Annotated in this window: 32 protein-coding genes; all 32 read right to left on the bottom strand. The window is 68.8% G+C overall.

All coding sequences use genetic code 11. The annotated features are described in order from the left end of the window. Positions 1 to 24: 24 nt before the first annotated feature. The 32 genes from NHH00_RS05150 to NHH00_RS04995 all read right to left on the bottom strand — a co-directional run bounded on the left by NHH00_RS05150 (position 25) and on the right by NHH00_RS04995 (position 20,981). The gene (locus NHH00_RS05150) at positions 25 to 636 is read right to left on the bottom strand and encodes an adenylate kinase (protein ID WP_290444891.1); all 612 of its coding nucleotides are present in this window, start codon (positions 634 to 636) and stop codon (positions 25 to 27) included. Further along, positions 633 to 1,931: a preprotein translocase subunit SecY gene (gene secY, locus NHH00_RS05145; protein WP_253050810.1), complete on the bottom strand. Its 1,299-nt coding sequence runs from the start codon at positions 1,929 to 1,931 to the stop codon at positions 633 to 635. The genes NHH00_RS05150 and secY overlap by 4 nt, the downstream gene beginning before the upstream one ends. A 308-nt stretch (positions 1,932 to 2,239) precedes the next feature. Continuing rightward, positions 2,240 to 2,806, bottom strand: coding sequence for a 50S ribosomal protein L15 (gene rplO / locus NHH00_RS05140; protein WP_253050809.1), 567 nt, complete (start codon positions 2,804 to 2,806; stop codon positions 2,240 to 2,242). Between the two features lie 2 nt (positions 2,807 to 2,808). Next, the gene (rpmD, locus tag NHH00_RS05135) at positions 2,809 to 2,991 is read right to left on the bottom strand and encodes a 50S ribosomal protein L30 (RefSeq protein ID WP_021480439.1); all 183 of its coding nucleotides are present in this window, start codon (positions 2,989 to 2,991) and stop codon (positions 2,809 to 2,811) included. Beyond that, positions 2,991 to 3,647 carry a 30S ribosomal protein S5 gene (gene rpsE, locus NHH00_RS05130; protein WP_024840322.1) on the bottom strand — a complete coding sequence of 219 codons (657 nt, stop codon included), beginning with the start codon at positions 3,645 to 3,647 and terminating at the stop codon, positions 2,991 to 2,993. Before rpsE ends, rpmD begins: the two co-directional genes overlap by 1 nt. A 40-nt stretch (positions 3,648 to 3,687) precedes the next feature. Next, a complete protein-coding gene (gene rplR, locus NHH00_RS05125) occupies positions 3,688 to 4,059 on the bottom strand; it encodes a 50S ribosomal protein L18 (RefSeq protein ID WP_047233819.1) in 372 nt (123 codons plus the stop codon). A gap of 2 nt (positions 4,060 to 4,061) precedes the next feature. Next, positions 4,062 to 4,598, bottom strand: coding sequence for a 50S ribosomal protein L6 (gene rplF / locus NHH00_RS05120; RefSeq protein ID WP_087471319.1), 537 nt, complete (start codon positions 4,596 to 4,598; stop codon positions 4,062 to 4,064). A gap of 19 nt (positions 4,599 to 4,617) precedes the next feature. Further along, positions 4,618 to 5,016 carry a 30S ribosomal protein S8 gene (gene rpsH, locus NHH00_RS05115; RefSeq protein ID WP_087471318.1) on the bottom strand — a complete coding sequence of 133 codons (399 nt, stop codon included), beginning with the start codon at positions 5,014 to 5,016 and terminating at the stop codon, positions 4,618 to 4,620. 82 nt (positions 5,017 to 5,098) lie between these two features. Beyond that, a complete protein-coding gene (locus tag NHH00_RS05110; protein ID WP_021480434.1) occupies positions 5,099 to 5,284 on the bottom strand; it encodes a type Z 30S ribosomal protein S14 in 186 nt (61 codons plus the stop codon). Position 5,285: 1 nt separating this feature from the next. Beyond that, positions 5,286 to 5,855 (bottom strand): 50S ribosomal protein L5, encoded by a 570-nt coding sequence (rplE, locus tag NHH00_RS05105; RefSeq protein WP_087471317.1) that lies wholly within the window; start codon positions 5,853 to 5,855, stop codon positions 5,286 to 5,288. Next, positions 5,855 to 6,196, bottom strand: a complete 342-nt coding sequence (gene rplX, locus NHH00_RS05100) for a 50S ribosomal protein L24 (protein WP_087471316.1) — start codon at positions 6,194 to 6,196, stop codon at positions 5,855 to 5,857. Before rplX ends, rplE begins: the two co-directional genes overlap by 1 nt. A 2-nt stretch (positions 6,197 to 6,198) precedes the next feature. Next, on the bottom strand, positions 6,199 to 6,567 hold the full coding sequence (rplN, locus tag NHH00_RS05095; protein ID WP_021480431.1) for a 50S ribosomal protein L14: 369 nt from the start codon (positions 6,565 to 6,567) through the stop codon (positions 6,199 to 6,201). Between the two features lie 204 nt (positions 6,568 to 6,771). Beyond that, positions 6,772 to 7,062 carry a 30S ribosomal protein S17 gene (rpsQ, locus tag NHH00_RS05090; protein ID WP_047233816.1) on the bottom strand — a complete coding sequence of 97 codons (291 nt, stop codon included), beginning with the start codon at positions 7,060 to 7,062 and terminating at the stop codon, positions 6,772 to 6,774. Positions 7,063 to 7,073: 11 nt separating this feature from the next. Continuing rightward, complete coding sequence (gene rpmC, locus NHH00_RS05085) at positions 7,074 to 7,310, bottom strand: 50S ribosomal protein L29 (protein ID WP_021480429.1); 237 nt, start codon at positions 7,308 to 7,310, stop codon at positions 7,074 to 7,076. Then, entirely contained in the window at positions 7,310 to 7,729 is a 420-nt protein-coding gene (rplP, locus tag NHH00_RS05080; RefSeq protein ID WP_047233815.1) for a 50S ribosomal protein L16, read from the bottom strand. The genes rpmC and rplP overlap by 1 nt, the downstream gene beginning before the upstream one ends. Positions 7,730 to 7,732: 3 nt before the next feature. Further along, positions 7,733 to 8,578, bottom strand: a complete 846-nt coding sequence (rpsC, locus tag NHH00_RS05075; protein ID WP_253050808.1) for a 30S ribosomal protein S3 — start codon at positions 8,576 to 8,578, stop codon at positions 7,733 to 7,735. After that, a complete protein-coding gene (rplV, locus tag NHH00_RS05070) occupies positions 8,578 to 8,949 on the bottom strand; it encodes a 50S ribosomal protein L22 (protein ID WP_021479879.1) in 372 nt (123 codons plus the stop codon). Before rplV ends, rpsC begins: the two co-directional genes overlap by 1 nt. 58 nt (positions 8,950 to 9,007) lie before the next feature. Next, positions 9,008 to 9,289, bottom strand: coding sequence for a 30S ribosomal protein S19 (gene rpsS / locus NHH00_RS05065; protein WP_047233813.1), 282 nt, complete (start codon positions 9,287 to 9,289; stop codon positions 9,008 to 9,010). A 15-nt stretch (positions 9,290 to 9,304) separates the two neighbouring features. Beyond that, a complete protein-coding gene (gene rplB / locus NHH00_RS05060) occupies positions 9,305 to 10,141 on the bottom strand; it encodes a 50S ribosomal protein L2 (protein WP_047233812.1) in 837 nt (278 codons plus the stop codon). 31 nt (positions 10,142 to 10,172) lie between these two features. Then, positions 10,173 to 10,463 carry a 50S ribosomal protein L23 gene (gene rplW / locus NHH00_RS05055; protein ID WP_021479876.1) on the bottom strand — a complete coding sequence of 97 codons (291 nt, stop codon included), beginning with the start codon at positions 10,461 to 10,463 and terminating at the stop codon, positions 10,173 to 10,175. Beyond that, positions 10,460 to 11,164, bottom strand: coding sequence for a 50S ribosomal protein L4 (rplD, locus tag NHH00_RS05050; protein ID WP_047233829.1), 705 nt, complete (start codon positions 11,162 to 11,164; stop codon positions 10,460 to 10,462). Before rplD ends, rplW begins: the two co-directional genes overlap by 4 nt. A gap of 5 nt (positions 11,165 to 11,169) precedes the next feature. After that, positions 11,170 to 11,832 (bottom strand): 50S ribosomal protein L3, encoded by a 663-nt coding sequence (rplC, locus tag NHH00_RS05045; protein ID WP_253050807.1) that lies wholly within the window; start codon positions 11,830 to 11,832, stop codon positions 11,170 to 11,172. A gap of 14 nt (positions 11,833 to 11,846) precedes the next feature. Further along, complete coding sequence (gene rpsJ, locus NHH00_RS05040; protein ID WP_012867945.1) at positions 11,847 to 12,155, bottom strand: 30S ribosomal protein S10; 309 nt, start codon at positions 12,153 to 12,155, stop codon at positions 11,847 to 11,849. A 516-nt stretch (positions 12,156 to 12,671) separates the two neighbouring features. Then, positions 12,672 to 13,868, bottom strand: a complete 1,197-nt coding sequence (gene tuf, locus NHH00_RS05035; RefSeq protein WP_253050806.1) for an elongation factor Tu — start codon at positions 13,866 to 13,868, stop codon at positions 12,672 to 12,674. A gap of 127 nt (positions 13,869 to 13,995) precedes the next feature. Further along, a complete protein-coding gene (gene fusA / locus NHH00_RS05030) occupies positions 13,996 to 16,098 on the bottom strand; it encodes an elongation factor G (protein WP_253050805.1) in 2,103 nt (700 codons plus the stop codon). Positions 16,099 to 16,216: 118 nt separating this feature from the next. Then, on the bottom strand, positions 16,217 to 16,687 hold the full coding sequence (gene rpsG, locus NHH00_RS05025; RefSeq protein WP_047233808.1) for a 30S ribosomal protein S7: 471 nt from the start codon (positions 16,685 to 16,687) through the stop codon (positions 16,217 to 16,219). Next, positions 16,687 to 17,061: a 30S ribosomal protein S12 gene (gene rpsL, locus NHH00_RS05020; protein WP_021479869.1), complete on the bottom strand. Its 375-nt coding sequence runs from the start codon at positions 17,059 to 17,061 to the stop codon at positions 16,687 to 16,689. Before rpsL ends, rpsG begins: the two co-directional genes overlap by 1 nt. 363 nt (positions 17,062 to 17,424) lie before the next feature. Further along, the gene (locus NHH00_RS05015) at positions 17,425 to 18,003 is read right to left on the bottom strand and encodes a hypothetical protein (protein WP_253050804.1); all 579 of its coding nucleotides are present in this window, start codon (positions 18,001 to 18,003) and stop codon (positions 17,425 to 17,427) included. A 489-nt stretch (positions 18,004 to 18,492) separates the two neighbouring features. Then, on the bottom strand, positions 18,493 to 19,065 hold the full coding sequence (locus NHH00_RS05010) for an ATP-binding cassette domain-containing protein (RefSeq protein ID WP_253050803.1): 573 nt from the start codon (positions 19,063 to 19,065) through the stop codon (positions 18,493 to 18,495). Positions 19,066 to 19,106: 41 nt separating this feature from the next. Then, the gene (locus NHH00_RS05005) at positions 19,107 to 20,150 is read right to left on the bottom strand and encodes a peptidoglycan-binding domain-containing protein (RefSeq protein ID WP_253050801.1); all 1,044 of its coding nucleotides are present in this window, start codon (positions 20,148 to 20,150) and stop codon (positions 19,107 to 19,109) included. Between the two features lie 3 nt (positions 20,151 to 20,153). Further along, on the bottom strand, positions 20,154 to 20,660 hold the full coding sequence (locus NHH00_RS05000) for a hypothetical protein (RefSeq protein WP_253050799.1): 507 nt from the start codon (positions 20,658 to 20,660) through the stop codon (positions 20,154 to 20,156). A gap of 66 nt (positions 20,661 to 20,726) precedes the next feature. Then, a complete protein-coding gene (locus tag NHH00_RS04995) occupies positions 20,727 to 20,981 on the bottom strand; it encodes a lactococcin 972 family bacteriocin (RefSeq protein ID WP_253050797.1) in 255 nt (84 codons plus the stop codon). Between the last annotated feature and the right edge of the window lie 346 nt (positions 20,982 to 21,327).

Here is a 21,327-nt window from a genome sequence, read left to right as displayed (position 1 = left end):
ACCTGACGGACGAACGGACGGCGCTCAGCCGACGAGCGCGGTCAGCGCCGAGACGATGCGTCCGGTGATCTCGTCGACGTCGCCGATGCCGTCGACACGCACGAGCAGGCCGCGCTCGTCGTAGGCGGACGTGAGCGGCGCCGTCTGCTCGGCGTAGATGTCGAGGCGGCGCGCGATGGCCTCCTCGGTGTCGTCCTCGCGGCCCTCGATCTCCGCGCGCTTCGCCAGTCGGGCGAGGAGCTCGTCGCGGTCGGCCGTGAGCTCCACGACGCCGTCGAGCGCGACACCCAGGTCGGCGAGGATCGCGTCGAGCTCGACGACCTGGGCCGCGTTGCGGGGGTACCCGTCGAGGATGAACCCCTGCGCCGCATCGTCCTGGGCGAGACGGTCGCGCACCATCGCGTTCGTCACCGAGTCGGGGACGAGGTCGCCCTTCGCGGTGTACTCCTGCGCGAGCCTGCCGAGCTCCGTGCCGCCCTTGATGTTCGCCCGGAAGATGTCTCCGGTCGAGATCGCGGGGATGGCGAGCTGCTCGGCGAGCCGGGCGGCCTGCGTCCCCTTGCCCGCGCCCTGCGGGCCCATGATGACGAGGCGCGCGGGACGCGAGGTGGACTGGCCGTCGGTGGCGTTGCTCAACGGAGGAACCCTTCGTAGTGGCGCTGCTGCAGCTGGGAGTTGATCTGCTTGACCGTCTCCAGGCCGACGCCGACGACGATGATGATCGAGGAGCCACCGAACGGGATGTTCGTGCTCACGCCGAGCCCGATGAGGACCAGCGTCGGCAGCAGGGCGACGAGCGCGAGGTAGATGGAGCCCGCGGACGTGATGCGGGTGATGACGTAGTCGAGGTACTCGGCGGTCGGCCGCCCGGCACGGATGCCGGGGATGAAGCCGCCGTACTTCTTCATGTTGTCCGCGACCTCGTCCGGGTTGAACGTGATCGACGTGTAGAAGAAGCAGAAGAACAGGATCATCAGCACGTACAGCACGATGTGCAGCGGCGCGGCCGGGTCGGCCAGGTTCGTGCTGACCCAGATGACCCAGTCGGCGCTCTGGTCGCCGAACTGCGCGATGAGGCCCGGGACCGCGAGCAACGAGGCCGCGAAGATGACCGGGATGACGCCGGCCATGTTGATCTTGATCGGGATGTAGGTGCTCGACCCGCCGTACATGCGGCGCCCGACCATGCGCTTGGCGTACTGGACGGGGACGCGGCGCTGGGACTGCTCGACGAACACGACCAGGCCGATGACGACCACGATGACCGCGATCATGATGATGAAGTTCGTCGCGCCGTTCGCACCACCGGCGATCGACCACAGGGCGGTCGGGAAGCTCGCGGCGATCGACGTGAAGATGAGGAGCGACATGCCGTTGCCGACGCCGCGCTCGGTGATGAGCTCGCCGAGCCACATGATGAGGCCGGTGCCCGCGGTCATGGTGATGACCATGAGCGCCATCGTCAGGAAGCTGCCGTCGGGGATGACGTCCACCGAGCAGCCCTGGAAGAGCAGGCCGTTGCGCGCCGTCGTGATGACGGTCGTCGACTGGAGGATGGCGAGGGCGATCGTCAGGTAGCGCGTGTACTGCGTGAGCTTCGCCTGGCCCGACTGGCCCTCCTTGTGGAGCGCCTCGAAGCGAGGGATCACGACGCGCAGCAGCTGGACGATGATGCTCGCGGTGATGTACGGCATGATGCCGAGCGCGAAGATCGACAGCTGGAGCAGGGCGCCACCGCTGAAGAGGTTGACGAGGCCGAGCAGGTCGTTGCCGTCGGCGGTCTCCGCGATGCACTGCTGCACGTTGGGGTAGTCCACACCCGGCGTGGGGATGAACGACCCCACCCGGAAGATCGCCATGATCGCGATCGTGAACAGCAGCTTGCGCCGCAGGTCGGGCGTCCGGAAAGCCCGGGCGAATGCGCTGAGCACCTATCCTCCTGGCCCGCCGAGGCGGGATGTCGTGTCGCCGGGAGGCCCGGCGAGGTGTGACGCACGGCACGGGCGCCAAGAGGCACCCTAGCCGTAGCGCCGCGTCGAACGGCAAGTCGGTCCCGACGACCGGACGGACCGACCGTGGACCTGCGAGTGACGGCGGTCACCCCGGGGTGCGGGGAGACAACCGTCGGAGAGTCTAACCGTGGCGCGCTGCCGGACGGACCACGGGTCGTGCGGGAGGGCCTCCCCAGACGCGGACAGGGCCGACGGCGCGAGCGCGCCACCGGCCCTGTCCAGGGGTGTCAGTCCTCCGAGACCGAACCGCCGGCCGCGAGGATCTTCTCGCGCGCGGCGCCCGAGAGGGCGTCGACCGCGACCTCGAGCTTGACGGTGATCTCGCCCGTGCCGAGCACCTTGACGAGCTGGCCCTTGCGGACCGCGCCCTTCGCGACGAGGTCCTCGACGGTGACCTGGCCACCCTCGGGGTACAGCGCCGCGAGCTTGTCCAGGTTCACGACCTGGTACTCGGTGCGGAACGGGTTCTTGAAGCCGCGCAGCTTCGGGAGGCGCATGTGCAGAGGCATCTGCCCGCCCTCGAAGCGCTCGGGAACCTGGTAACGAGCCTTCGTACCCTTGGTACCGCGGCCCGCCGTCTTACCCTTCGACGCCTCACCACGACCCACGCGGGTCTTGGCCTTCTTGGCGCCGGGAGCCGGACGCAGGTGGTGGATCTTGAGCGTGCCGCCGGCACCCTCGGTCTGCTTGCCCGACTGCTTCTCGGCAGTCGCGGCCTCCGCCTTCGCGGGGGCCTTGGCAGCAGCCTTCTTCTTCGGAGCCTCGGCGGTCTCCTTGGTGGCCTTCTCAGCCATGGTCACTCGACCTCCTCAACGGTGACGAGGTGCGCCACCGTCGCGACCATGCCGCGGATCTCCGGGCGGTCCTCCTTCACGGCGGTGTCGCCGATCCGCTTGAGGCCCAGAGTGCGCAGCGTGTCGCGCTGGTTCTGCTTGCCGCCGATGGCGGACTTCGTCTGGGTCACCTTGAGCCTGGCCATCAGGCGTTCACCCCCGCAGCACGGGCACGCAGGAGCGCGGCCGGGGCCACGTCCTCGAGCGGGAGACCACGGCGCGCGGCGACAGCCTCGGGCTGCTCCAGGTTGCGCAGGGCCTCGACGGTCGCGTGCACGATGTTGATCGCGTTCGACGAGCCGAGCGACTTGCTCAGCACGTCGTGGATGCCGGCGCACTCCAGCACGGCGCGCACCGGACCACCGGCGATCACACCGGTACCGGGAGCGGCCGGACGGAGGAAGACGACGCCGGCGGCGGCCTCACCCTGGATGGGGTGCGGGATGGTGCCCTGGATGCGCGGGACCTTGAAGAAGTTCTTCTTGGCCTCCTCGACACCCTTGGCGATCGCCGCGGGCACCTCCTTCGCCTTGCCGTAGCCGACACCGACGGTGCCGTCGCCGTCGCCCACCACGACCAGCGCGGTGAAGCTGAAGCGACGGCCGCCCTTGACGACCTTGGCGACGCGGTTGATGGTGACGACGCGCTCGACGAAGGCGTTCTTCTCGGCTGCGTCGCCACGGCGACCGTCGCGACGGTCACCACGACGGTCGTCGCGGCGCCCCCCGCGCGCGTTCTGGTCGCTCGACTCGTTGGCGGCACCCGTGGGGGCGCCGGTGTTGCTGCGCTGCCCTGCAGCCATCAGAGAATCCTTTGCTTCCGTGTGGGGATGGTCGGCGTCGTCACAGGGACAGACCGCCCTCGCGGGCGCCGTCGGCGACCGCAGCGACCCGACCGTGGTACTTGTTGCCGCCACGGTCGAAGACGACCGCGTCGACGCCCTTGGCCTTCGCACGCTCGGCGACGAGCTCGCCGACCTTGCGGGCCTTGGCGCTCTTGTCGCCGTCGAGCGCACGCAGGTCCGCCTCGAGCGACGAGGCCGACGCGACCGTCTGACCGATCGTGTCGTCCACGACCTGGGCCGTGATGTGGCGCGTGGAGCGCGTCACCACGAGGCGCGGACGAGCGGCGGTCCCCTTGATCTTCTTGCGCAGGCGGAGGTGGCGGCGCTGACGCGCGACGGCCTTGCCCTTGCCGAGAACCTTCAGAGCCATCGTTACTTACCAGCCTTTCCGACCTTGCGGCGGACGACCTCGCCGGCGTAACGCACACCCTTGCCCTTGTACGGCTCGGGCTTGCGGATCTTGCGGATGTTCGCTGCGACCTCGCCGACCTGCTGCTTGTCGATGCCGGAGACCGAGAACTTCGTCGGGCTCTCGACCGCGAACGCGATGCCCGCGGGCGGCGTCACGACGACCGGGTGGCTGAAGCCGAGGGCGAACTCGAGGTCCGAGCCCTTGGCCGTCACGCGGTAACCGGTGCCGACGATCTCGAGCTTCTTCTCGTAGCCCTGCGTCACGCCCTCGACGATGTTCGCCAGGAGGGTGCGCGTGAGGCCGTGCAGCGCGCGGGACTCGCGCTCGTCGTTCGGGCGCGTCACCACGAGGGTGCCGTCCTCCTGAGCGACCTGGATGGGGGCGGGCACGTGGTGCTCGAGGGAGCCCTTGGGGCCCTTCACGGTCACGAGCGCACCGCTGATGGTGACGTCCACTCCGGCGGGAACCGGAACGGGGATCTTGCCGATTCGAGACATGGCGTATCTCCTTTCCGGATTACCAGACGTAGGCGAGGACTTCGCCGCCCACGCCCTTCTTGGCGGCCTGCTTGTCGGTGAGCAGGCCGGAGGACGTGGACAGGATCGCCACGCCCAGGCCGCCGAGAACCTTCGGCAGCTCGGTGGACTTGGCGTACTTGCGCAGGCCCGGCTTGGACACGCGGCGCACGCCGGCGAGGCTGCGCTCACGGTTCGGGCCGAACTTCAGCTGGATGGTGAGGTTCTTGCCCACCGTCGCGTCCTCGACGCTCCAGCCGGAGATGTAGCCCTCGGCCTGGAGGATCTCGGCAATGTGCGACTTCAGCTTCGAGTACGGCATGGTCACCGTCTCGTGGTAAGCCGAGTTCGCGTTCCGCAGACGCGTCAGCATGTCTGCGATCGGGTCGGTCATCGTCATCGGGCTCTAGCCCTTCCTCGACGTGGTATCCGGGCGGGAGCGCGCCGTGCGGCGCGCTCCGCCAGGACCTACGACGTAGTTGTTACCAGCTGCTCTTGGTGACGCCGGGAAGCTCGCCACGGTGGGCCATCTCGCGCACGCAGATGCGGCACAGGCCGAACTTGCGGTACACCGAGTGCGGACGACCGCACTTCTGGCACCGGGTGTAGGCGCGGACCGCGAACTTCGGCTTGGCGGCCGCCTTGTTGATCAGGGCCTTCTTCGCCATGTCAGTTCTCCTTGAAGGGGAAGCCGAGACGGCGCAGCAGGGAGCGGCCCTCGTCATCGGTCGTCGCCGTGGTCACGATCGTGATGTCCATACCGCGGACACGGTCGATCTTGTCCTGGTCGATCTCGTGGAACATGGACTGCTCCGTGAGGCCGAACGTGTAGTTGCCGTGCCCGTCGAACTGCTTGGGCGACAGGCCGCGGAAGTCGCGGATGCGCGGCAGGGCGATCGACAGGAGGCGGTCCAGGAACTCCCACATGCGGTCGCCGCGCAGCGTGACGTGCGCGCCGATCGGCATGCCCTCGCGCAACTTGAACTGCGCGATGGACTTGCGGGCCTTGGTCACCTGCGGCTTCTGGCCGGTGATCGCGGACAGGTCGCGGATGGCGCCCTCGATGAGCTTCGAGTCCTTGGCGGCGTCACCGACACCCATGTTCACGACGATCTTCGTGACGCGGGCGACCTGGTTGACGTTCTCGTGCCCGAACTCCTCGCGCAGACCGGCGACGATCTCCTCGCGGTAGCGCTGCTTCAGGCGAGGCACCTCGGGGGCAACGATCTCGGTGCTCATCAGATGTCCTTCCCGGAGCGCTTGGCGACACGCACGCGCACGGTGCGCTTGCGGCCGTCACGCTCGACCTCTTCGGTGCGGTACCCGACGCGGGTGCCCTTCTTGGTCTCCGGGTCGACGACCATCACGTTGCTGATGTGGATCGGCGCCTCGACGGTCTCGATCCCACCGGTCCGCGTGCCGCGCTGCGACTGGCCGACCTTGGTGTGCTTGGTGATGCGCTGGACGCCCTCGACGATGACGCGGTCACGGTCGGTGAGCACCTCGAGGACGCGGCCCTGCTTGCCCTTGTCCTTGCCGGCGATGACGACGACGAGGTCGCCCTTCTTGATCTTGGCCATGGTCAGAGCACCTCCGGAGCCAGCGAGATGATCTTCATGAACCGCTTGTCGCGCAGCTCGCGCCCGACCGGGCCGAAGATGCGCGTCCCGCGCGGCTCGCCGTCGTTCTTGAGGATCACGGCGGCGTTCTCGTCGAACTTGATGTAGGAACCGTCCGGACGACGGCGCTCCTTGGCGGTACGGACGACGACGGCCTTGACCACGTCACCCTTCTTCACGTTGCCGCCCGGGATCGCGTCCTTGACGGTTGCGACGATGACGTCGCCGATTCCGGCGTAGCGACGGCCCGAGCCACCGAGAACGCGGATGCAGAGAATCTCCTTGGCACCCGTGTTGTCGGCGACACGAAGTCGCGACTCCTGCTGGATCATGTAATGAACTCCTGTCGTCGAGCCGGTTCTCGCGCGGGGCGAGCCTTGCCGAACGGGTAGCTGTCAGTGCCGGGTCCCTCGCGGGTGAACCGGCCAGGACCGGGCGGTGGACCCGCCCGACCTGTCCTCACTGGTTGCCGCACCGCGGTGCGGCACGAGAGCGGTCGTGACGAGCGAGCGGGCCCGCCCGTCACGACCGGTGAATCACTTGGCCTTCTCGAGGATCTCCGCGAGGCGCCACCGCTTGGTCGCGGACAGCGGGCGGGTCTCCATGATGAGCACCAGGTCGCCCACGCCGGCAGAGTTCTGCTCGTCGTGCGCCTTGACCTTGCTCGTGCGGCGGATGACCTTGCCGTAGAGCGGGTGCTTGACCCGGTCCTCGACCTCGACCACCACGGTCTTGTCCATCTTGTCGCTCACGACGTAGCCGCGGCGCGTCTTGCGGTTCGCGCGCTCCTCGGCCGCCTCGGGCGCGTTCGTTGCGTTCTCGCTCATTCCAGCCTCACTCACTCGGCACTCGGCGCGGTACGGATGCCGAGCTCGCGCTCACGCAGGATCGTGTAGATCCGCGCGATGTCGCGGCGGACGGCCTTGAGGCGCCCGTGGCTCTCCAGCTGGCCGGTGGCCGACTGGAAGCGGAGGTTGAAGAGCTCCTCCTTGACCTTCTTGAGCTCGGCGACGAGCGTCTCGTCGTCCATGGCGTCGAGGTCGACGGGGGCGAGCCCCTTCGTTCCGATTGCCATCAGTTGCCACCACCCTCGCGCACCACGAAACGGCACTTCATCGGGAGCTTGTGGATCGCGCGACGCATCGCCTCGCGAGCCAGGTCCTCCGGGACACCGGCCAGCTCGAAGACGATGCGGCCGGGCTTGACATTGGCGACCCACCACTCGGGCGAACCCTTACCGGAACCCATGCGGGTCTCGGCAGGCTTCTTGGTCAGGGGACGGTCCGGGTAGATGTTGATCCAGACCTTGCCGCCACGCTTGATGTGGCGGGTCATCGCGATACGAGCAGCCTCGATCTGACGGTTGGTGACGTACGCCGGCTCGAGAGCCTGGATGCCGTACTCGCCGAACGCGATCTGCGTGCCACCCTTCGCCGCGCCGGAGCGCGACGGGTGGTGCTGCTTGCGGTGCTTGAGCCTGCGCGGGATCAGCATGACTCAGGCCTCCGTTCCGGTCTCAGGGGCCTTCGCCTCCGCGGCAGGAGCGGACTGCTCAGCCGCGGCCGGCGCCTCGGACCCGGAGGTCCGCTCGCCCGAACGCTCGGGACGACGGCCACCACCACGACGGTCGCCGCCACGCTCACCGCGCGGGCCGCCACGGCCCTGGCGCGGAGCGGCCGTGGCCTGCTGCGCGGCGAACTCCTTCTCGGTGACGTCGCCCTTGTAGATCCAGACCTTCACGCCGATGCGGCCGAAGGTCGTGCGGGCCTCGAAGAAGCCGTAGTCGATGTACGCGCGGAGCGTGTGCAGCGGCACACGACCCTCGCGGTAGAACTCCGACCGGCTCATCTCCGCGCCGCCGAGGCGGCCGGAGACCTGCACGCGGATGCCCTTGGCACCGGCGCGCTGCGCCGACTGGATGCCCTTGCGCATCGCACGACGGAACGAGACGCGGCTCGCGAGCTGCTCGGCGATGCCCTGGGCGACGAGCTGCGCGTCGACCTCGGCGTTCTTCACCTCGAGGATGTTGAGCTGCACCTGCTTGCCGGTGAGCTTCTCCAGCTCGCCGCGGATGCGGTCCGCCTCGGCGCCGCGGCGACCGATGACGATTCCGGGGCGCGCCGTGTGGATGTCCACGCGGACGCGGTCACGGGTGCGCTCGATCTCGACCTTGGAGATGCCTGCGCGCTCGAGACCGGTGCTCATGAGCTTGCGGATCTGGACGTCCTCGCGGACGTAGTCGCGGTACCGCTGTCCGGGCTTGGTGCTGTCGGCGAACCAGCGCGACCGGTGGTCGGTGGTGATGCCGAGGCGGTACCCGTGCGGGTGAACCTTCTGTCCCACTATCGGGCACTTCCCTTCGTGTTCTCACGCGGAGCGACGACCACGGTGATGTGGCTGGTGCGCTTGAGGATGCGGTTCGCACGGCCCTGGGCCCGCGGGCGGAAACGCTTGAGGGTCGGACCCTCGTCGACGAACGCCTCACGCACGACGAGCTCCTGCTCCTCGAACGCCTCGCTCGCACGGTCTGCCTTCACCCGGGCGTTCGCGATGGCGCTCTCCACGACCTTGCGGACGGGCTCGCTCGCCGCCTGCGGTGCGAACTTCAGCACCGCGACGGCCTCGGAGGCCTGCTTGCCACGGATGAGGTCCACGACGCGCCGGGCCTTCTGGGGCGTGACACGGACGAACCGCGCCTGCGCCTTGGCTTCCATTGCTGTCCTGCCTTCTTGTCTCTTGACCGTCCAGGTCGTCACCAGACTGACCCGGGGGTCAGCGGCGACGACCCTTCTTGTCGTCCTTCACGTGGCCGCGGAAGGTCCGCGTGGGAGCGAACTCGCCGAGCTTGTGGCCGACCATCGACTCGGTGACGAACACCGGCGTGTGCTTGCGACCGTCGTGCACGGCGAACGTGTGACCGAGGAAGTCGGGCGTGATGACCGACCGACGGGACCAGGTCTTGATGACGTTCTTGGTCCCCTTCTCGTTCTGAGCGTCCACCTTCTTCTGCAGGTGGCCGTCGACGAAGGGGCCCTTCTTCAGGCTACGAGGCATGTCTCCAGGCTCCTATCAGCGCTTCTTGCCGGTACGGCGACGACGCACGATCAGCTTGTCGCTCGGCTTGTTCGGACGGCGGGTACGGCCCTCCGGCTGGCCCCACGGGCTCACCGGGTGGCGACCACCGGACGTCTTGCCCTCACCACCACCGTGCGGGTGGTCGATCGGGTTCATGGCGACACCGCGGACGGTCGGGCGCTTGCCCTTCCAGCGCATGCGGCCGGCCTTGCCCCAGTTGATGTTCGACTGCTCGGCGTTGCCCACCTCGCCGACCGTCGCGCGGCAGCGCAGGTCGACGTTGCGGATCTCGCCGGAGGGCATGCGGAGCTGCGCGTACGGCCCGTCCTTGGCGACGAGCTGCACGGAGGCACCGGCCGAGCGGGCGATCTTCGCGCCGCCACCGGGCTTGAGCTCGATGGCGTGGATGACCGTACCGGTCGGGATGTTGCGCAGCGGCAGGTTGTTGCCGGGCTTGATGTCCGCGCCCGCACCGTTCTCGACGACGTCGCCCTGCTTGAGCTTGGCCGGCGCGATGATGTAGCGCTTCTCGCCGTCCGCGTAGTGCAGGAGCGCGATGCGCGCCGTGCGGTTGGGGTCGTACTCGATGTGCGCGACCTTGGCGGGCACGCCGTCCTTGTCGTGGCGACGGAAGTCGATCACGCGGTACGCACGCTTGTGGCCACCACCCTTGTGACGGGTGGTGATCCGGCCGGAGCTGTTGCGGCCGCCGCTCTTCGAGAGCGGGCGGACCAGAGACTTCTCCGGCTGCGAGCGCGTGATCTCGGCGAAGTCGGCGACGCTCGCGCCGCGGCGGCCGGGCGTCGTCGGCTTGTACTTACGGATTCCCATGGGGATCTGTCCTCAATCTGCTCTCGTCGGCTCAGCCGAAGATGTCGATCGTGCCCTCGCGGAGGGTGACGATCGCACGCTTGGTGTCCTTGCGCTTGCCCAGGCCGAAACGCGTGCGACGCGTCTTGCCCTTGCGGTTGATCGTGTTCACCGAGGCCACCTTGACGGAGAAGATCTGCTCGACGGCGATCTTGATCTCGGTCTTGTTGGCCCGCGGGTCGACGACGAACGTGTACTTGCCCTCGTCGAGCAGGCCGTAGCTCTTCTCGGAGACGACCGGCGCGAGGATCACGTCACGGGGGTCCTTGGTCACGGTGGTCACTTCGCGGCCTCCTCGGCAGCAGTCTCGTCCGCCTCGGTGGAGGTGGCGACGGCCTTCGCGGAGCGACCCGTGGCCGGGCCCGCCAGGAACGCGTCGAGCGCGCCCTGCGTGAAGACGACGTCGTCGGAGACGAGCACGTCGTAGGTGTTGAGCTGGTCGGCCACCAGGAGGTGGACCTGCTCGACGTTCCGCAGCGACTTGATCGTCAGCTCGTCGCCACGCTCGGTGACCACGAGGACGTGCTTGCGCTCGGAGAGCTTGGCGAGCGTCGAGACGGCGGTCTTGGTCGACGGCAGGCCGTCGACGCCGAAGCCGGTCACGACGTGGACACGGCCGTTGCGGGCGCGGTCCGAGAGGGCACCGCGGAGCGCGGCGGCCTTCATCTTCTTGGGCGTCCGCTGGTCGTACGAGCGCGGCGTCGGGCCGTGGACGGTGCCACCGCCGGCGAACTGCGGCGCACGGGTCGAACCCTGGCGGGCGCGGCCGGTGCCCTTCTGCTTGTACGGCTTGCGACCACCACCGCGGACCTCGCCGCGGCTCTTGGTGTCGTGGGTGCCCTGGCGTGCAGCGGCACGCTGGGCGACGACGACCTGGTGGATCAGCGGGACGTTGAGCTCGACGTCGAACACCTCGGCGGGGAGCTCGGCGGTGCCGGCCTTCTTGCCCTTGGGGTCCAGCACGTCAACGGTCAGAGCGGACATGGTGTTCACGCTCCCTTCGCGGCGCTGCGCACGAGGACGACGCCGCCCTTGGGGCCGGGAACCGCGCCCTTGACGAGCAGCAGACCCTTCTCGGCGTCGACCGCGTGGACGGTCAGGTTCTGGGTGGTCTGGCGGGCGTTGCCCATGCGACCGGCCATGCGCAGGCCCTTGAACACGCGCGACGGGGTCGAGGCCCCGCCGATCGAGCCCGGCTTGCGGTGGTTGCGGTGCGCACCGTGCGAGGCGCCCACGCCGGAGAAGCCGTGGCGCTTCATGACACCGGCGGTGCCCTTGCCCTTGGTCGTGCCCACGACGTCGACCACGGCGCCGGCCTCGAAGGCCTCCGCGGTGATCTCCTGGCCGAGCGAGTACTCGGCGGCGTCGGTGGTACGGACCTCGGCGACGTGACGGCGCGGCGTGACGCCGGCCTTCTCGAAGTGGCCCCTGAGCGGCTTCGTGACCTTGCGCGGGTCGATCTGGCCGTAGGCGAGCTGCACGGCGGCGTACCCGTCGGCGTCGGCCGTGCGCACCTGCGTCACGACGTTCGTCCCGACGGCGACGACGGTCACGGGCACGAGGCGACCGGCCTCGTCCCAGAGCTGCGTCATCCCGAGCTTCGTGCCGAGCACCGCGGTGACCGGGCGCGCGTTCTGCTGGGGAATAGTCATGATGTCCTCCAGCCTCAGAGCTTGATCTCGATGTTCACGTCGGCAGGCAGGTCGAGACGCATGAGCGAGTCGACGGCCTTCGGCGTGGGATCGATGATGTCGATCAGCCGCTTGTGCGTGCGCATCTCGAAGTGCTCGCGGCTGTCCTTGTACTTGTGAGGCGACCGGATGACGCAGAAGACGTTCTTCTCCGTCGGCAGCGGCACCGGACCCACGACCGTTGCACCAGCGCGCGTCACCGTGTCGACGATCTTGCGCGCCGAGCTGTCGATGACCTCGTGGTCGTAGGACTTGAGCCGGATGCGGATCTTCTGTCCCGCCATGGCGTCGTCTGACTCTCTCTCTCGAACCGCTAGCTGTCCGACCCCCGCGCTCGGGCGTGTCGCGTAGTCGCGACGCACCTGGGCGCACGCGCCGAGAGACGCAGGGCCGTTGGATATGTGGACCGGCGTCCGCACCGTGCTGACGCACGGCTCCGCGGAGCAGACCACAACGTTTGTGCGAGCCTGGTCGGAACGTGTGTTCCGCGGGGTACTCGATCCATGGCGACAGAGAGCTCAACCCGCAGACCCGGGACGAGATCCCGGGGTCCTGGTCCTCCTCGGGAGGACCGGTTCAACACACTGTTCGACACGTGAAAGAGCGCACCCGTAACAGGCAACCTGAACAGTCTGCCACACGAAGCCCGCCCGGGCCAAGTCGGGACCGGGGCGGGTGCTGTGACGGTGACCGCAGGTGTGACCGCGGTGCCACCGCACAGGGCGGCGGACCGCAGGCCGAAGGCCCGGCCCCGCGGACGGGACCGGGCCTTCGACGAGTGCTGCGGAGGCAGCGTCAGATCACTTGAGGATCTTGGTGACGCGGCCCGAGCCGACGGTGCGGCCACCCTCGCGGATGGCGAAGCCGAGGCCCTCCTCCATGGCGATCGGCTGGATGAGCTCGACCGTCATCTCGGTGTTGTCGCCGGGCATGACCATCTCGGTGCCCTCGGGCAGCGTGATGACGCCGGTGACGTCGGTGGTCCGGAAGTAGAACTGCGGACGGTAGTTCGAGTAGAACGGGTTGTGACGGCCACCCTCGTCCTTGCCCAGGATGTAGACCTGCGCCTCGAAGTTGGTGTGCGGGGTGATCGAGCCCGGCTTGACGACGACCTGGCCGCGCTCGACGTCCTCGCGCTTGATGCCGCGCAGGAGCAGACCGGTGTTGTCGCCGGCCTGAGCCTGGTCCATCTGCTTGTGGAACGTCTCGATGCCCGTGACCGTGGTCTTCTGGGGCGCGCGGATGCCGACGATCTCGACGTCCGAGTTGAGGTCGAGCGTGCCACGCTCCACCTTGCCGGTGACGACGGTGCCACGACCGGTGATCGTGAAGACGTCCTCGACGGGCATGAGGAACGGCTTGTCGAGCTCACGGACGGGCTCCGGGACGTTCTCGTCCACGGCCTCCATGAGCTCGAGGATCTTCGCGGTCCACTCGGGGTCGCCCTCGAGCGCCTTCAGACCCGACACGCGCACGACCGGCGCGTTGTCGCCGTCGAACTCCTGCGAGGAGAGGAGCTCGCGCACCTCCATCTCGACGAGCTCGAGGATCTCCTCGTCGTCGACCATGTCCGACTTGTTCAGCGCGACGAGCAGGTACGGCACGCCGACCTGGCGGGCGAGCAGGACGTGCTCGCGCGTCTGGGCCATCGGGCCGTCGGTCGCGGCGACCACCAGGATCGCGCCGTCCATCTGGGCGGCACCGGTGATCATGTTCTTGATGTAGTCGGCGTGACCCGGAGCGTCGACGTGCGCGTAGTGGCGCTTCGGCGTCTCGTACTCGATGTGCGCGATGTTGATCGTGATACCGCGCTGCTTCTCCTCGGGAGCCGCGTCGATCTCGTCGAAGTTGCGCTGCGTGTTCGCCGGCAGGTCCGGGTACGTGTCCGCGAGCGTCTTCGAGATCGCCGCCGTGAGCGTCGTCTTACCGTGGTCGACGTGACCGATGGTGCCGACGTTGACGTGCGGCTTGGTCCGCTCGAACTTGGCCTTAGCCACTGGGGTCCTCCTGGGACTTGGGTAGATGTGCCGAACGTTGCGAATGTCGACCGAGAGATCTTACATCCGCGGGGCGTTGCGGTTTCCTACAGGTTGATGGTTGTGCGGGTCTTCGACCTGTGGGGACTCACTCGCCCCGGGTCTTCTTGATGATCTCTTCGGCAACGTTCCGAGGAACCTCGGCGTAGCTGTCGAACTGCATCGAGTACACCGCGCGCCCCTGGGTCTTGGACCGGAGGTCACCGATGTACCCGAACATCTCTGACAACGGTACTTGGGCCCGGACGACCTTCACACCCGTCGCGTCCTCCATGGACTGGATCATTCCACGACGTGAGTTCAGGTCGCCGATGACGTCGCCCATGTACTCCTCGGGCGTACGCACCTCGACCGCCATCACCGGCTCCAGCAGAACCGGGTCCGCCCGCTTGACGCCCTCCTTGAGGACCATCGAGCCGGCGATCTTGAACGCCATCTCCGAGGAGTCGACCTCGTGGTAGGCGCCGTCGAGCAGGGTCGCCTTCACCCCGACCAGCGGGAAGCCGGCGAGCACGCCGAGCTCCATCGCGGACTGGATACCGGCGTCGACGCTCGGGATGTACTCGCGCGGGATGCGACCACCGGTGACGGCGTTGGAGAACTCGTAGAGCTCGCCCTCGGCCGTGTCGAGCGGCTCGAAGGTCACCTGGACCTTCGCGAACTGCCCGGACCCACCGGTCTGCTTCTTGTGCGTGTACTCGATCTTCTCCGCCTTGCGGCGGATGGTCTCGCGGTACGCGACCTGCGGCTTGCCGACGTTGGCCTCGACCTTGAACTCGCGACGCATGCGGTCGACGAGGATGTCGAGGTGGAGCTCGCCCATGCCGCCGATGACGGTCTGGCCGGTCTCGTCGTCCAGCTTGACGCGGAACGTCGGGTCCTCCTCGGCGAGCTTCTGGATCGCCGTGGAGAGCTTCTCCTGGTCAGCCTTCGTCTTCGGCTCGATCGCGACGTCGATGACGGGCTCCGGGAAGCTCATCGACTCGAGGATCACCGGGTTCGCCATGTCGCTCAGCGTGTCACCGGTCGTCGTGTCCTTGAGGCCGATGACCGCGTAGATGTGACCGGCGCTCGCCTCGTCGACCGGGTTCTCCTTGTTGGAGTGCATCTGGAAGATCTTGCCGATGCGCTCCTTCTTGCCCTTGGTCGAGTTCGCGACCTGCTGGCCGGGCTCGACGCGACCGGAGTACACGCGCACGTAGGTGAGCTTGCCGAAGAACGGGTGCGCCGCGACCTTGAAGGCGAGCGCGGAGAACGGCTCCGAGGCGTCGGGGTGACGCTGGACGACCTTCTCCTCGTCCTTGGGGTCGTGACCGTCGATCGCCGGCACGTCGAGGGGCGACGGCAGGTAGTCGATGACCGCGTCGAGCATGGGCTGGACGCCCTTGTTCTTGAACGCGGAACCGCAGAGGACCGGGAACGCCTCGCCCGCGATGACGAGCTTGCGGATGCCGGACTTGATCTCGGCGACCGTCAGCTCCTCGCCGCCGAGGTACTTCTCCAGCAGCTCCTCGTCGGCCTCGGCGACGGCCTCGACGAGCTCGCTGCGGTACCGCTCGGCCTTCTCGACCAGGTCCGCGGGGATCTCCTCGGTGTCGTACGCCTCGCCGAGCTGGGTCTCCCCGTGCCAGACGAGCGCCTTCATCTCGATGAGGTCGACGACGCCGGTGAAGTCGCTCTCGGCGCCGATCGGCAGCTGGATGACCAGCGGCTTGGCCTTGAGACGGTTGATGATGGTGTCGACGGTGAAGTAGAAGTCCGCGCCGAGCTTGTCCATCTTGTTGACGAAGCAGATGCGGGGGACGTTGTACTTGTCCGCCTGGCGCCACACCGTCTCGGACTGGGGCTCCACGCCCTCCTTGCCGTCGAAGACCGCGACGGCGCCGTCGAGCACGCGCAGGGAGCGCTCGACCTCGACCGTGAAGTCGACGTGGCCGGGCGTGTCGATGATGTTGATCTGGTTCTTGTTCCAGTAGCACGAGACGGCGGCGGACGTGATCGTGATGCCGCGCTCCTTCTCCTGCTCCATCCAGTCGGTCGTCGACGCGCCGTCGTGCGTCTCGCCGAGCTTGTAGTTCACACCCGTGTAGAACAGGATGCGCTCGGTGGTCGTGGTCTTCCCGGCATCGATGTGGGCCATGATGCCGATGTTGCGGACCTTGCTCAGGTCGGTCAGCACGTCAAGTGCCACGGTCTGCTTCCCTCGTTAGATGGGTTGAGTCGGGGGGCGCTGCTCGGACCGGGGTGACCGGCCTCGGACCCGCCGACGGCCCCGGGGACGCGTCGGTCCCCGGGGCCCGTCGTGCGGACTACCAGCGGTAGTGGGCGAAGGCCTTGTTGGACTCCGCCATCTTGTGCATGTCCTCGCGACGCTTGACCGCTGCGCCGAGGCCGTTGCTCGCGTCGAGGATCTCGTTCATGAGGCGCTCCGTCATCGACTTCTCGCGACGTGCGCGCGAGTAGTCCGTGAGCCAGCGCAGCGCGAGCGTCGTCGCGCGCGCGGGGCGCACCTCGACCGGCACCTGGTAGGTCGCACCACCGACGCGGCGCGAGCGGACCTCGAGCGCGGGGCGGACGTTCTCGAGCGCACGCTTGAGGACGACGACCGGGTCGCCGTCGGTCTTCGCCCGGACGCCCTCGAGGGCGCCGTAGACGATCGACTCGGCGGTGGACTTCTTGCCGTCGAGCAGCACCTTGTTGATGAGCTGCGTGACGACGGGCGACCCGTAGACGGGGTCGACGATGAGCGGCCGCTTCGGGGCCGGGCCCTTGCGAGGCATCAGCTCTTCTCCTTCTTGGCGCCGTAGCGGGAGCGGGCCTGCTTGCGGTTCTTCACGCCCTGCGTGTCGAGCGCGCCGCGCACGATCTTGTAGCGCACGCCCGGGAGGTCCTTCACACGACCGCCGCGCACGAGCACGATGGAGTGCTCCTGGAGGTTGTGGCCGACGCCGGGGATGTAGGCCGTGACCTCGACCTGGGAGGAGAGCTTCACGCGAGCGACCTTGCGCAGCGCGGAGTTCGGCTTCTTCGGGGTGGTGGTGTACACGCGCGTGCACACACCGCGCCGCTGCGGGGAGCCCTTGAGGGCGGGGGTCTTCGACTTCCCCACCTTCGAGGTCCGCCCCTTGCGGACGAGCTGCTGGATCGTAGGCACTACGTCTCCGTGTCTTCTCGAGCTACCGGGGCTATCCCCGATGGTGGTCGTGCTGGCTGCTGGAGCCGATCGCACGAGGCACCCGCAGCGCGAGACACGCTGCAGCAGCCACCTACCACCGGCTCGATGGTCCGTCGCCCGCCCGCGGGCACGAAGGCGCCGCAAGGACCGGGATCCGGAGTGCCCGGGCACTCACATCGGCCCGTCCGGAGCCCGCTGCGCGGAGGTGGGAGCGATCGCTCGCTGACACCGCCCCGCCAGGGACATCACGGAGGGCCCGACGGCGCGGGCACGGTTCACCAGGCTACCACAGCGGGCAGGCAGACGCGCGGTCGGCGATCAGGACGCGACGAGCCGCGCGTCTCACCGGTCCTTGGCGTAGAGGAAGAGATGACGCTCGCGGGTCAGCGCCAGCCCGAACATGGTACCGAGCAGGGCGCCGAGCCCCGCCGGGATCGCGACGCGCGCGCCGAGGACGGCAGCGAGGAGAAGGTCGCCCCGAGCTCCGAGCACGAGCATCGACGTCGCCATGCACACCGCGAGGGGTGGTACGACCCAGGCCGTCGCCTCGAGGAGCGACATCGACCACAGGTCGGCCGCCCGCACCCTGTCGTGCAGGGCCGCCGCGAGCTCGACGCGACGGGCGCGGACCGCGACGATCCCGAGCAGGAGCGCGAAGACCCCGGCGGCGACGCCGCCGAACCGTGTGATCCGGTCCGCGAACCGGGCGTGCCCGTCGAACGCGGCGCCGAGCGAGGCGTTGAGCTGGCCGACGACCGGGTCGTCCGTGCTCTCGTCGGCCGGCGGCAACAACGTCGTGAACAGGAGCGTCCGGAGTCGCTCGTCCTGCGGCCACGCCTCCACCCAGCACTCGTCGAACACGGCCCGGTCTCCGCCGGGGAGCAACGCCAGGTACCCGAGCCCCTTCCGTCGGCCGTCCACCGGATAGGGAAAGGTACCCGCCACCCGGGTCGGACCGTCCGTCGTCTCCAGCACATCTGCCCGGACCCTCCCCAGGGTGCGGGCTGCGTCTTCCGACAGCACCACCCCGCCTCCCCGGTCGACGTCGGCGTGGACCACGGAGAGAAAACCGTCCGTCGCGTACCCCGCCGGGAGCGGAGCCCCGGGGAGGCTGGCCGCCGTCACCTTCTCCTGCGGGAGCGCCAGGGCCCCTGCTGCTCGTACGCCGGAGATCTGCCCGAGCGCCTCGCAGCGCGCGCCGTCGACCCGCCCGCTCGCTCGCGACGATCGTCATCGTCAACCCTCCTGCCTCCCGGAAGGCCGTCGCTGCGTTCTCGATGCTGCGCACGGCGAGGAGGTCGGCGCCGAGCAGTACCAGGCAGACCGCCCCGAGCACCGACGTGAGCAGCACGCTCCGGGTGGTCCCGGTGAGGACGTTGCGCCCGACCTCGCGCAGGATCGACCGGAGCCTCACGTCGTGGCTCCGTCCCGGGCCTCGAACCTCACGAGGTCGACGTGGTCGGTGCACGCGTCGCGGGTGTGCTCGTCGTGCGTGGCGACGACCACGATCGTCGCGTCGGTCGCCAGCCGTGCGATCGCGTCGTTGACACGCCGCGCCGTCGGGAGGTCGAGCTGCGCGGTCGGCTCGTCGACGAGGAGCAACCCCGGCCGGCCGGCGATGGCGCGCGCGAGCATCAACCGCTGCGCCTCGCCGCCGGACAGCCGCCGGAACTCCTGGGCCGCGACGGACGACAGCGCGAACCGTTCCAGGATCTCGGTCGCCTCGCGCTCGGCGGCGCGTGGGCCGAGCCCCGTGGCCAGAAGGGGGAGCGTGACATGGTCGAGGGCCGTCCGACGCGGGGTGCCGTGCGGGTTCTGGAATACCCAGCCGACGTGGCTGATCCCCGCACGACGGATCGAACCCTCCGTCGGTTCGGACCATCCGGCGAGCAGGCTCAGGAGCGTGCTCTTCCCCGACCCGGAGGGACCGGTCAGCGCGTAGACGCGCCCGGGCTCGAGGCGAGCGTCCAGGTGCCGGAACAACCACGGGCGGCCAGGGAACCGATGACCCAGATCGTCCGTCTCTAGGTGCACGGCGTGCCCGGTGCGGGGTCCGTGTCGACGGTCGCGAGGGGCTCCGGCCCGTCGACGACGACGAACGACTGGCCCAGCTGTGACCCGACGATGCCGACCGCGCGCACCACGCCGTCGGACAGGACGCAGCCACGACCGTCCGCTGCGCCGAACAGCGCGGACGGCGGGACGACCGACACCGCCTGCGGCGCGGCGAGCACGAGCTGGGCGGTCGGCGCACCGGCGCGGCCGGCGTCGCCGTCGGTGCTGGTCGGCTGGAGCGACGGCAGCGGGCTGAGCTGCACGAGTGCCGCCGGGTCGGAGACCGCGAGTGCTGCGTCGACGGGGACGCTCGTCCCGTCGACGACCAGGACGCGGTCGCCAGGAACCAGCCCCTCGGGTGGCTCGGCGACGGTGACGCTCTCGAGCGCGCCCGGGACCGAGGCCACCGGATCCCCCGCCGCAACCGTGCTCCCGACCGTCGCCAGGCACTCGTTGACCGACGTCGACGGCGCGGGGAGCCACACGATGCGGTCGATCGTCACGCGATCGAGAGCACCGGGCTTCCCGCCCGCCTGCTCGTAGAGGTCGCGCAACGCCCGGAGCGCGGCCCTCCGCAAGGGCCCCTCCGTATCGACCTCGTACCCGAGGCGCGCCAGCTCGGTCTGAAGTGCGGTGACGTCCTCCCCCTCGTCCCCGAGGGACAGGTCGCGCCACAACGGCACCGATGTCGCGAGGCCGACGAGCGGGACGCCGTCCACCGTCAGCACGGAGCTCCCCGACTCCATCGGCACACCGGCCTTGCAGCGGGACGTCGTGACCCTGCCGGTCGCCGGCACCGTGAGAGCGAGGTCGTCGCCGCGCGACAGCCTCAGCTCGACCGGTCGTGGGTCGTCGAACTCCGCCTCTCCCACGGGAAAGTCCAGCGAGCGCTCAGGGGTGGCGAGCGACGACGGCGTCACCGGTCTCATGTACACGACGGTTCCGACCACGCCGAGCGCGGCGCACAGACAGGCGCCCACGGCGGCGAGGCCGATCTTGGTCCACGAGGCCATCGGCTACTGCTGCTGTTCCAGGATCCCCAGCGGGTCCACGGAGCACGACCGCAGCGCCTCCTGGAGATCGGTGGGAAGGGTGTCGAGCTCGACGAACCTGCCCTCGTTGTCCTGGGAGTAGTCCTCGGCGCCATAGTCGGCAGGTACCACGCCTGCCTCGACGAGGCACTCGGCCCCGATCGTCGCCCAGTCGCGGTTCTCGGGATTGGTCCGCATGATGTCGTGAAGGAAGCCGACTCCGTCCTCGCCGCTGGTTGCCGAGCACTCGTCGATCAGAGCGTCGGTTTCCTCCGGGTTCGGGGCGGACGACGTCGTCAAGCCTCCGTCGGCGTTGTACCCCGTGAACGCGATGCCCTTCCCGGCGAGGCATGTCGTGAAGAGCTCGACCATCTCCGCGTGCTCGGCATCGGTGATCACGGAGTCCGCGAGGACTCCACGAGCGAAGTCCGATGCGGTGTCCCGGTATGCCTGCTCGAACTCAGCAGCGAACGGACCCGTGAACTCGGGCACGGCACTTTCCGAGGGTCCGGTGGGAGAGGGCGCCGCGGCTGAGGTAGCCGCCCGCAGCCACGGGACCTACGCGAGCGCGTAGTTGCAGGAGTTGCCCCCGCCCGGGTTCGGAGAGGTGTTGGCGTAGGACCACACGCCCTTGGCCTTCCACGCGCTCCGCACGGTCTCGTACGGCGTCGACACGCTCGACCGGTGAGTCTTGCTGGCGTGGTAGTAGTTCGACTCCAGGATCATCGTCGTGTACTGCCAGTACCACTTGCCGCCGTCTCGGTACTCCAGCCCGGCAGCCGCCGGACCAGCGGTGCCGAGTCCCACACCCACGGCCAGAGCGACGCTGCACGCAGCCGTGACGAACTTCCGCATGGCTGTCCCCCATCAGTCATGCACCACCCCCTGAGATGACGCGGAGCCCAAAATAGCCGCGCACCGTACCCCGCCCTGATGAGTTCACATTCTGGACAAGCCGGTCGCCACCCGCGGCACAAGCACGCGGGGCGCGCGGCGCCGGCGATGTGCCGTGCGCCGCGCGCCCCGCGCGGTGCGTGATCTCTCAGCGGTAGTCGCCGAAGTCCAGGTCCTCGAGCGGGATCGCCTCGCCGGAGCCCATGCCGAGCGCCGGGAAGTCGATCTCGTCGTAGCCGAAGCTCGGGTAGAGCTCGGTCTTGGC

This window comes from Cellulosimicrobium cellulans, assembly GCF_024124905.1.
GTDB lineage: Bacteria > Actinomycetota > Actinomycetes > Actinomycetales > Cellulomonadaceae > Cellulosimicrobium > Cellulosimicrobium cellulans_G.
This window is presented reverse-complemented; position numbering and strand designations above follow the sequence as displayed.

Coding starts and splice junctions, on each gene's coding strand:
- rpsQ (WP_047233816.1), bottom strand. CDS start 7,062: ATGAGCGAGAACGCAACGAACGCGCCCGAGGCGGCCGAGGAGCGCGCG.
- rplP (WP_047233815.1), bottom strand. CDS start 7,729: ATGCTGATCCCGCGCAGGCTCAAGCACCGCAAGCAGCACCACCCGTCG.
- rplD (WP_047233829.1), bottom strand. CDS start 11,164: ATGTCCGCTCTGACCGTTGACGTGCTGGACCCCAAGGGCAAGAAGGCC.
- NHH00_RS05110 (WP_021480434.1), bottom strand. CDS start 5,284: ATGGCGAAGAAGGCCCTGATCAACAAGGCGGCCGCCAAGCCGAAGTTC.
- rpsJ (WP_012867945.1), bottom strand. CDS start 12,155: ATGGCGGGACAGAAGATCCGCATCCGGCTCAAGTCCTACGACCACGAG.
- rplC (WP_253050807.1), bottom strand. CDS start 11,832: ATGACTATTCCCCAGCAGAACGCGCGCCCGGTCACCGCGGTGCTCGGC.
- rpmC (WP_021480429.1), bottom strand. CDS start 7,310: ATGGCAATCGGAACGAAGGGGCTCGCCCCCGTCGACCTCGACGCCATG.
- rplO (WP_253050809.1), bottom strand. CDS start 2,806: ATGGCTGAGAAGGCCACCAAGGAGACCGCCGAGGCTCCGAAGAAGAAG.
- rplR (WP_047233819.1), bottom strand. CDS start 4,059: ATGGCTCTGAAGGTTCTCGGCAAGGGCAAGGCCGTCGCGCGTCAGCGC.
- rpsS (WP_047233813.1), bottom strand. CDS start 9,289: ATGCCTCGTAGCCTGAAGAAGGGCCCCTTCGTCGACGGCCACCTGCAG.
- NHH00_RS05005 (WP_253050801.1), bottom strand. CDS start 20,150: ATGGCCTCGTGGACCAAGATCGGCCTCGCCGCCGTGGGCGCCTGTCTG.
- rplE (WP_087471317.1), bottom strand. CDS start 5,855: ATGAGCACCGAGATCGTTGCCCCCGAGGTGCCTCGCCTGAAGCAGCGC.
- rpsE (WP_024840322.1), bottom strand. CDS start 3,647: ATGGCTGCAGGGCAGCGCAGCAACACCGGCGCCCCCACGGGTGCCGCC.
- rplV (WP_021479879.1), bottom strand. CDS start 8,949: ATGGAAGCCAAGGCGCAGGCGCGGTTCGTCCGTGTCACGCCCCAGAAG.
- rpmD (WP_021480439.1), bottom strand. CDS start 2,991: ATGGCCAGGCTCAAGGTGACCCAGACGAAGTCCGCCATCGGCGGCAAG.
- rplX (WP_087471316.1), bottom strand. CDS start 6,196: ATGGCCAAGATCAAGAAGGGCGACCTCGTCGTCGTCATCGCCGGCAAG.
- rplF (WP_087471319.1), bottom strand. CDS start 4,598: ATGTCTCGAATCGGCAAGATCCCCGTTCCGGTTCCCGCCGGAGTGGAC.
- rpsG (WP_047233808.1), bottom strand. CDS start 16,687: ATGCCTCGCAAGGGCCCGGCCCCGAAGCGGCCGCTCATCGTCGACCCC.
- rplN (WP_021480431.1), bottom strand. CDS start 6,567: ATGATCCAGCAGGAGTCGCGACTTCGTGTCGCCGACAACACGGGTGCC.
- rpsH (WP_087471318.1), bottom strand. CDS start 5,016: ATGACGATGACCGACCCGATCGCAGACATGCTGACGCGTCTGCGGAAC.
- rplB (WP_047233812.1), bottom strand. CDS start 10,141: ATGGGAATCCGTAAGTACAAGCCGACGACGCCCGGCCGCCGCGGCGCG.